This is a genomic window from Bradyrhizobium sp. MI1.4, from assembly GCF_055811315.1.
The window spans coordinates 20,160-28,263 of sequence record NZ_JBVVPP010000028.1 but is presented as its reverse complement, the minus strand read 5'-3'; the positions used below and the strand labels follow the sequence as shown (position 1 = coordinate 28,263).

The window sequence follows — 8,104 nt, the reverse complement described above, 5'->3', positions numbered from 1 at the left end:
CCCCGCCCCCCCGGGTTTTTTTGGCCCGGCCGCGCGCGCCACCCCCATACTCTGGGGCCGTTTCTTCTAAACCCCCTGGGCCGGGCGGGGCCGTCGCGCCCCCCCCGCCCCCCGCGCGCGCGGCGGATCGTACGCGGTGACGACCCAGCGCACGACCGCGCTCGCGCCCCCGATCGCCATGAGCGAGCACGGATGCAGCGAGAAGCGCGGCGACAGCGCGAACACGACGATCTCGGCGATCACCCCTAACGTCCAGAGGCCCGCGATCGTCAGCCCGCCGAGGCCGTGGGCCTGCCAGTTGATGGCCGAGAACGTATAGTACGCGACGTGACTGCCCTGGATCAGCGCGGCCGAAACGATGATGGCCCAGAAGCCGGCATCGCGCAGCAGCGCCTTGCCGGCGTGCACCGTTGTCGTCCGTCGCCTAACGTCGTCGAGCGGCTGAAGCAGCATGCCGGCGGCGACCGCAACCCCGGCCCAGGCGACGATGACCCAGATCAGATCGCGCGCCGCGATGTGGTCTACGAGATAGCCGCAGGCGAGCGAGCCGGCCGCGAACGCTGCCGAACCCCACAGCCGCACCGGCCCGTAATCGAGCCCGTAGCGGGCGACGCCACGCAGCGCATAGGCGTCGGTCAGCGGCATGGTCGGCGTCCACATCATGCAGGTCAGCGCATAGATCAGGAACAGCGCCAGCGGCTGCTGCTGCAAGCCGACCGCCGTGAACCCGATCGCCGTCACCAGCACCGACACCATCATGCCGGCGCGAATCGCATGTCTCTTTTCAGCAAAGGCGGTGATCTGCGGCAGCGTGGTGAAGCGCGTGATCGCGGGCAGCGCGTTGATGAGGCCGATCCAGGCCGCGTCGATGCCGATCGCCTTCAGCCAGACCGGAAAGAACGGCAGATGCGTTCCCGACACCGCGAACACGGCCGAATAGAACAGCGCGAGGCTCACGGCGAATCGCCGCTTCTGAGATGCTGCGATGGGGATTTGTGATTCGGGTGCCATCAAACCAATTGCGATTCGGTCGATATCGTGATGATCGTTACTGTAACGCGCGGTGATTTGCGCGACGAGATTGACATGGCCAACGAAGCATTCGCCCTCTCGCCTATGTCTGCCCGTGCGGCCGAGCCGAACGAGCAGGATTACGACGCGATCCGCGAAGCCTTCATGGAGACCGCGCGCGGCCGCTGGTTCCTCGGCGAATACGCCAAGCGCAACCGCAATGCCGATACCCGCATGGTGCTCGACGCGGTCGCGAAAATCGAAGAAGCCCTTGCGGCACAGCGCCAACCCGTCGTCGAGGACCGCCTCCCCGAAGCCTTGGTCGCCATCCGGCACGCGATTCGTGAAGCCGAGACGATCGCAATCGCGGCGTTCGATCCTGCTGCGATCGAGGCGAGCCTCGCACCGATCCCGCGCGGCCTGCGCATCATCAAGGAGATCTCCTGGCGCTGGCGCGAGATCGGTGCCGACGGCCGAATCTGCGACCTGATTGATTCGCAGCTCGCCTCGATCGAGGCGGCCTGCGCGCAGGTTTCGACCATCGACCCCCGCGCCGACCTCAAGGCCGCATTCGATCTGCTCAAGGACCGGATCGACCAAACCGACGCTGACGCAACACCGCAGGCCGCGCGCCCCTCGCCGGCTCCGGTGCAGGAGGCACCGTCGTCCGCTGCGGAAGCTCCGCTGGCGGAGGCCGCGCCCGCGGCGATGGCCAGCGAAGCACCCGTGGCTTTTACGGAGGCGCCGCAAGACATCGCAGAGGCGATCGAGCCCGAAGCCGCCGTGGAAGCGGCCGGAATCGTCTCCCAGGCCTTCTCCGTTGCCGAGCAGGCGACGGACGCCGCGCTCGAGCCGGAGACCGTCGCCGAGAGCCGGATCGCGCCTGAAGACATCGCTTTTGAAGAGCCGGCCACTGAGGCTTTCGCGGAGGTGACGGACGAATTTTCGCTCGATGCCGCCGCCGAAGCCGAGGACGAAGCCATCCTCGAGGCCATCGCGCTGGAGATGGCCGCGCCCGACCCCGAATTCGACGAGATCATCGAACCGGTCGAGATGGAAGCGACCGTTCCGGAACCGGTGGTTGCGGAGGCTGCAGCGCCCATCGCAGCGGAGATACCGGAGCCGGCCGCAGCCGAGCCAGTCGCCGCCGCAGCGGTGGTGGAGGAGCCCGTAGAGGAAGCGCCGATCGCGATGGAATCGCTGGCGCGCCTCACCAACGCCATTGCGGAAGCCGCCGCCGAAGTGATGGAGCAGCCGGCGCCCGTCATGGCAGCATCCGCGACATTCGGCGCGGCGCAGGCCACGACGCTCCCGATGACGTCGCCGGTTCCGGAAGCTTCGCTTGGCGCCACCATCCTCGCCAGCGGCATCCTGCAAAAGCCCCGCGCCGCCGCCAACGATCCCATGGCGCCAATCCGCCGCATGACCCAGGCCGAGAAGATCGCGTTCTTCTCGTAAGGGGATGCGGCCTCCTCCGTCTCGTGTCCCGGACAAGCGAAGCACAGATCCGGAACCCACGAGCCACAGCTTCCGTCGCCACATGGCCCCGGCTCTGCAGCGCACCGTCGAAGAGACGCCAGGCTGCGTCCGCCGCACGAGAGCGGAATGAGGAAAACACTCTCTCCTCAACGTCATTGCGAGCGCAGCGCGCTCCGCTCGCAATGACGGATGCTCAGCCGATCACCCGCAATTCCACACCGCACCGATCGGCGTCCGCGTCCAGCACGGCCCAAAACTGCCGCCATTGTAGCGGCCGCCGCCGAAGCCGGGCCGGCCGAAATAGCGCCACTCACCATCCCAGCCGTAATATTGCGGAACCGGATCGATGTACCAATGGCGCCGGTCGCTGGGCGACATCCGCCGCATCGCTTCCTTCTGCTTGTAGAGCGGAATGCTGTTGCTCAGCGGCTGGCGATAGCCCGGCAGGAAGCCGTAGCCATGCCAAGCTTGCTTGGGACGCTTTTGGATTGACGCAGCCGGCGCGACAGCCGGCAGCAGCGATAGGACGATAGCGACAGATAGACATAAAAAGCGTGACATGGATGGACGATAGACGGCCGCTTGCGGAATGACCATTCAATTTCGAGTGCCAAGTAACAAAGCCCTCACGAAACCGAATAGCAGATCGAGCGGCAGGAATCCTATTGATTAAGGGCAAGGAAACATGATTGGCGAAGTGATTGTCATTGGCGATCTGCAATTGCGTGACGGCGCCTCTGTCGACGAGCACGACCGGCTCGGCGCGCGCATGTACGACATCGTCAGTCGTCTTCCCGGCTTTGTATCGGTCAAGTCGTTCAAGGCCGACGACGGCGAGGAGCTCACCGTGTTCCGTTTTGCCTCTGAGGAAGCGCTCGAAGCCTGGCGCACCCATCCCGAACATGTCGAGACGATGAAGCGAGGACATGCCGAATTCTACGCCAGCGGCTTCCTGCAGATCTGCAAGGTGATCCGCGAGGTCGGACCATTCGAGCACGCGTGACGCCGTCCCGCATCGTTCGATCGTGCGCTGCTAGCTGATCACACCCTTCCTGATCAGGAAGCATCCGTAACTGCTGCTGTCGCCGACCTGCACGACGCCAAAGCTCGCCGCCGCCGCGCGATAAAAATCCGGCCGGGAGAGTTTTCCGGGCGTGACGGGCCGGCCGGCGGCGCGTTCGATCTCGGCGAGCACCGCGCGCTGCACGTCGGGGACGCGGTCGGGATCGTCGACCGGCATCATCACGCGGACCGGATCGGGATCGAAATCGTCGAGCGGATAGACCGACATGATGGCGCGAATCGCGGTCTCCATGCTCATGCCTGGCAACTGGATCAAGCGCTGCGAATGCGTGCTCTGCGCGATGCGCGCCGAGGGGTGATTGGCATCGACGAAAGCGAGATCGTCGCCATGGCCCATGGAAGCCAGCAGCCAAAGCAGGTCGGGCGTGAGGATCGGATCGATCGATTTCAGCATGTGACGGACTGTCCTCCCATTGGGCGCCCACCTCGGCAGGTCCAAGCGTGATTCAGATCACGCAGCCTACCATGGTGATGGGAATCACGGACATGAAACTCGAACGCGGCCAAGTTTGCCGGCAACCAATCTCGTATCGAGATCAGTGCCAAAGGAGCACGCCATGTTCCGCCTAAAACCTTTCCTGATGACGGCTAGCCTGCTGGGGAGCCTGTTCGGCTTTGCCTGCGGCCCAGTTTCCGCGCAAGTCGCCCCGGTCGAGCCGGCCCCCACCGCGCTGCAAGGCCCGGAACAGCGTGTCGCGCTGGTGATCGGCAATTCGAACTATCAGAACGCGCCGCAGCTCGCCAATCCGGACAACGACGCGGAGTCCATGGCGAAGTTCCTGAACTCCGCCGGCTTCGAAGTGGTCGCCGCGACCGACCTGACTCAGAACGACATGCTCCGCGTCGTCCAGGACTTCTCCGCCAAAGTGTCGGCGCGTGGTCCGAACACGGTGGCGATGGTCTACTATGCCGGTCACGGCGTGCAACTCGCCGGCGAGAACTACCTCGTTCCGGTCGACGCCAAGGTCTCGAGCCAGACCGAACTCGTCAACAACTCCGTCCGCCTGGTCGACGTGATGTCGACGCTGGAGACGATCCCGAGCCGTATGCGCATCGTCATCCTCGATGCCTGCCGCAATAACCCGTTCCCGAACGTGAACGATGCCGGCCGCGGCCTGGCCATCGTCGATGCCCCGAACGGCTCGATCGTCGGCTACTCGACCGCGCCGGGCGCCGAAGCGCAGGACGGCACCGGCGGCCACAGCCCCTACACGCAGGCCTTCCTGAACGTCGCGCGCGAGCCCAACGTGCCGATCGAGCAGCTGTTCAAGCGCGTGCGCCTCGAAGTGAACCAGACCACCAGCGGCGCGCAGATCCCGTGGGAGAGCTCGTCGCTCACGTCCGACTTCACCTTCTTCGGCGACACCGCGGTTGCCGCCAGCCGCGCACCGGTGAATGCGCCTGTGGTGCAGATGGCCTCCAATCTGCCGAGCCGCTCGACGCGCCAAGCCTATGACTACGTCGTGTCCGAAGCACGGCCGGAGTACTATCAGGAATTCATCACGATGTATCCGCACGACCCGCTGTGCGATCACGTCCGCTGGCTGCTCAACAACCTGCTGCTCACGCAGGCCTGGCACAAGGCGGTGCTCGCGAACTCGCCGCTCGGCTACAAGAACTTCTACGACAGCTACGGCAACACGCCCTATGCGCAGGTCGCGCTGAAGCTCCAGATGCAGCCGAAGCAGATCCCCTTGATGCAGGCGACCAAGTTCCTGGCGCCGCAGAATATCGCCCCGACCTTCAAGATCGGCAATCTCGGCCAGCCCAAATACATGCCGCTGCAGCAGGGTAATGGCGGCGCGCAAGTGAACGGCAATTTGCCGATCGTGCAGAAGTCGGGCGACAACAACGGCATCGGCAAGCTCGGACATGTCGGCCAGATCGTCAACCTGCCCGCGGGCAACAACCAGCCCAACCAGCAGAACGGCACGCCGTCGCAGACCCCGGGCAAGATCGTGACCCTGCCTGCGCCGACCAACACCACCAACAACAATGGCGGCATCGGCAAGATCGTGACGCTGCCTGCGACCAACAAGACGCCGAATGGTACTGCCAACGGCACAACCGGTGGCAATCCTGGCAAGATCGTGAGCATGCCGGTCAATGTCGGCAAGGGCGGCACGACCATCGATACGAAGCCCGTCAACGTTCAGACGCAGAACAACCCGATCCGCATCAACAACGGGGCGAAGATCAGCAACAACCCCGTGAACAAGGTGCAGGTGCAGAACAACAACCACCCGCAGTTCAATGAGACCAACCGGATCGTCAACAACGGCAGCAACAATTTCCGGCAGTCGATGAACCAGAGCCAGGGTGGCAACGGCGGCAACAACCACCGCGGCTTCATGCACTGATCGCGGTCGGCCACACACGACAAAGGGCAGAGCGGTGACGCTCTGCCCTTCTTGATGTCAGAAGATTGATTATCAGGCCACCAGCTCGGCAAACAGATCAGCGTCGACATTGCCGCCGGAGAGCACGATGACGACATTCTTGCCGGCAACATCAAGTCGTCCCGCAAGCAGCGCCGCCAGGCCGACCGCTCCGCCCGGTTCGACCACGAGCTTCAGCTCGCGATAGGCAAAGGCGACGGCCGCGCCGACTTCCTTGTCCGAGGCGGTGACGCCGCGCGCGAGCAGCTTGCTGTTGATCGCAAACGTCATCTCGCCGGGGATCAGGGCCATCAGCGCATCGCATATGGTGCGGCCGGCGGGTGCGTGCGGCTCGCGATGGCCCGCGGTCAGCGAAAGGCTATGATCGTCGAATGCCTCGGGCTCGGCGACGACGATTTGGGCCAACGGAAAGCGTGCCTTCACGGCCGTCGCGACGCCCGCGATCAGACCGCCGCCGGAGGCCGGCGCTACCACGATGTCAGGAGCGAGACCGAGTGCCGCCATGTCCTCGGCGATCTCGCGGCCGGCCGTGCCTTGACCGGCGATCACGAAGGGATCGTCATAGGGCCTGACCAGCGTCGCGCCGCGCTTCTCGGCGATGCCGCGCGAGATCGCCTCGCGGTCGTCGCGGTCGCGGTCGTACAGCACGACCTCGGCACCGTAGGATTTGGTACGCTCGCGCTTTGACAACGGCGCATCCGCGGGCATCACGATGGTCGCCTGCATGTCGAGGATCTTTGCCGCCGCCGCCACGCCCTGGGCGTGGTTGCCGGAGGAGAACGCGACCACGCCGCCGGCGCGCTTGTCCTGCGGGATCGAGGCGACCTTGTTGAAGGCACCGCGAAACTTGAACGACCCGGTGCGCTGGAGCATTTCCGGCTTGAGATAGACCTTTGCGCCGACACGCTCGTTGAGCACGGGAAAGGACAACAGCGGGGTGCGGACGGCGAAGGGTGCGATCACGCGTGCTGCGGCGTCGATATCGGCAGGGCCGATCGGGAGAAGCTGTTCTGTCATGCCTGATGTTATCGCGCCGGATGAGGCGCGGGCAAGGCATCTCCGGGCGAGGGCTTCTTCCCCTCAGGCGACGAATCGCGCCGGTTCTGCCCCGTTCCGGCCGGGCATCACGGCGCCGGCGGCCAAAATGCTCTCGATAAAAGCCCGGGCCGAGGCCTCCCAGGTGTAGTTGGCGGCGAATTCCACGCAGTCCTGCCGGGAGATGTCGAGCGCGGCAAAGCAGGCGCTGCGCAGATCGTGATCGAGCGCGCCAACCGGCGCATCGCCGATCACGTCGCGGGGGCCCTTCACCGGGAAGGCCGCGACAGGCAGGCCGCTCGCCAAGGCTTCGAGCAGAACGAGGCCGAACGTGTCGGTCTTGCTCGGAAACACGAAGACATCGGCGGCCGCGTAGATGTCCGCCAGCTCCTCGCCATGCTTTTCGCCGAGGAAGATCGCGTCCGGATAGGCCTCCTCCAGCGCGACACGCGCCGGGCCGTCACCGACGATCACCTTGGTGCCGGGCAGCTCGAGGTCGAGGAACGCCTCGAGATTCTTCTCCACCGCGACCCGACCGACCGAGAGGAACACCGGCGCCGGCAGGCAGAGATCGATCGCGCGGGGATGGAACAGATGGGGGTCGACGCCGCGCGGCCACAGCACGACATTGTCGAAGCCGCGCTCGGTCAGCTCACTGGCGAGCGCCGGCGTCGCCGCCATCACGGCGCGGCTGGGGCTATGGAATCGGCGCAGCGCCCGCCAGATCAGCGAGCCCGGCACCGGCACGCGGGCGCGGACATATTCGGGAAAGCGGGTGTGGAAGCTGGTCGTGAAGGGCAGCTTGCGCTGCCGGCAATAGCGGCGGACCATCAGGCCGATCGGCCCCTCCGTCGCGATGTGGATGCTGTCCGGGCGCGCCTCTTCGATCAGCTTCGCGATTCTGCCCGGGCGCGGCATGGCCACCCGCACGTCCCGATAGCTCGGCATCGCAAAGGTGCGGAACGATTGCGGCGTCAGGAACGAGAATTCGACGTCGAGACTTTTGGCGGCGTCGGCAAGCTTGGTCAGCGTCCGACCACACCGTTGACTTGCGGGTGCCAGGCGTCGGTCGCGACCAGGATGCGCATCAGGCTGCC

Annotated in this window: 6 protein-coding genes and 2 pseudogenes; 3 read left to right on the top strand and 5 right to left on the bottom strand. The window is 65.3% G+C overall.

What is annotated here, in order from left to right:
* Positions 1-116: 116 nt before the first annotated feature.
* Positions 117-1,011 (bottom strand): annotated as a pseudogene (locus AC0L23_RS25585) (MFS transporter); the annotation flags it as partial.
* 75 nt (positions 1,012-1,086) lie between these two features.
* Here AC0L23_RS25585 and AC0L23_RS25580 point away from each other — a divergent pair.
* The gene (locus AC0L23_RS25580; protein WP_473357486.1) at positions 1,087-2,469 is read left to right on the top strand and encodes a hypothetical protein; all 1,383 of its coding nucleotides are present in this window, start codon (positions 1,087-1,089) and stop codon (positions 2,467-2,469) included.
* A gap of 222 nt (positions 2,470-2,691) precedes the next feature.
* Here AC0L23_RS25580 and AC0L23_RS25575 read toward each other — a convergent pair whose 3' ends face one another.
* On the bottom strand, positions 2,692-3,087 hold the full coding sequence (locus tag AC0L23_RS25575) for a hypothetical protein (RefSeq protein WP_018457527.1): 396 nt from the start codon (positions 3,085-3,087) through the stop codon (positions 2,692-2,694).
* 88 nt (positions 3,088-3,175) lie between these two features.
* Here AC0L23_RS25575 and AC0L23_RS25570 point away from each other — a divergent pair, with 88 nt between their 5' ends.
* Positions 3,176-3,493, top strand: a complete 318-nt coding sequence (locus AC0L23_RS25570; protein WP_007602028.1) for an antibiotic biosynthesis monooxygenase family protein — start codon at positions 3,176-3,178, stop codon at positions 3,491-3,493.
* 30 nt (positions 3,494-3,523) lie between these two features.
* Here the strand turns inward: AC0L23_RS25570 and AC0L23_RS25565 are convergent, their stop codons facing one another.
* On the bottom strand, positions 3,524-3,967 hold the full coding sequence (locus tag AC0L23_RS25565; protein ID WP_018457525.1) for an RbsD/FucU family protein: 444 nt from the start codon (positions 3,965-3,967) through the stop codon (positions 3,524-3,526).
* A gap of 163 nt (positions 3,968-4,130) precedes the next feature.
* Here AC0L23_RS25565 and AC0L23_RS25560 point away from each other — a divergent pair, with 163 nt between their 5' ends.
* Positions 4,131-5,933 (top strand): caspase family protein, encoded by a 1,803-nt coding sequence (locus AC0L23_RS25560; RefSeq protein ID WP_247541681.1) that lies wholly within the window; start codon positions 4,131-4,133, stop codon positions 5,931-5,933.
* A 72-nt stretch (positions 5,934-6,005) separates the two neighbouring features.
* Here AC0L23_RS25560 and AC0L23_RS25555 read toward each other — a convergent pair whose 3' ends face one another.
* Together AC0L23_RS25555 and AC0L23_RS25550 are read right to left on the bottom strand one after the other, a co-directional pair.
* Positions 6,006-6,989 (bottom strand): threonine/serine dehydratase, encoded by a 984-nt coding sequence (locus tag AC0L23_RS25555; protein WP_085348824.1) that lies wholly within the window; start codon positions 6,987-6,989, stop codon positions 6,006-6,008.
* Positions 6,990-7,052: 63 nt separating this feature from the next.
* Positions 7,053-8,095, bottom strand: a pseudogene (locus AC0L23_RS25550) (glycosyltransferase family 4 protein).
* Positions 8,096-8,104: the final 9 nt, after the last annotated feature.

What these genes read in the sequence shown, in the direction of transcription:
- AC0L23_RS25580 (WP_473357486.1), top strand. Translation starts at nt 1,087, where the DNA reads ATGGCCAACGAAGCATTCGCCCTCTCGCCTATGTCTGCCCGTGCGGCC.
- AC0L23_RS25575 (WP_018457527.1), bottom strand. Translation starts at nt 3,087, where the DNA reads ATGGTCATTCCGCAAGCGGCCGTCTATCGTCCATCCATGTCACGCTTT.
- AC0L23_RS25570 (WP_007602028.1), top strand. Translation starts at nt 3,176, where the DNA reads ATGATTGGCGAAGTGATTGTCATTGGCGATCTGCAATTGCGTGACGGC.
- AC0L23_RS25565 (WP_018457525.1), bottom strand. Translation starts at nt 3,967, where the DNA reads ATGCTGAAATCGATCGATCCGATCCTCACGCCCGACCTGCTTTGGCTG.
- AC0L23_RS25560 (WP_247541681.1), top strand. Translation starts at nt 4,131, where the DNA reads ATGTTCCGCCTAAAACCTTTCCTGATGACGGCTAGCCTGCTGGGGAGC.
- AC0L23_RS25555 (WP_085348824.1), bottom strand. Translation starts at nt 6,989, where the DNA reads ATGACAGAACAGCTTCTCCCGATCGGCCCTGCCGATATCGACGCCGCA.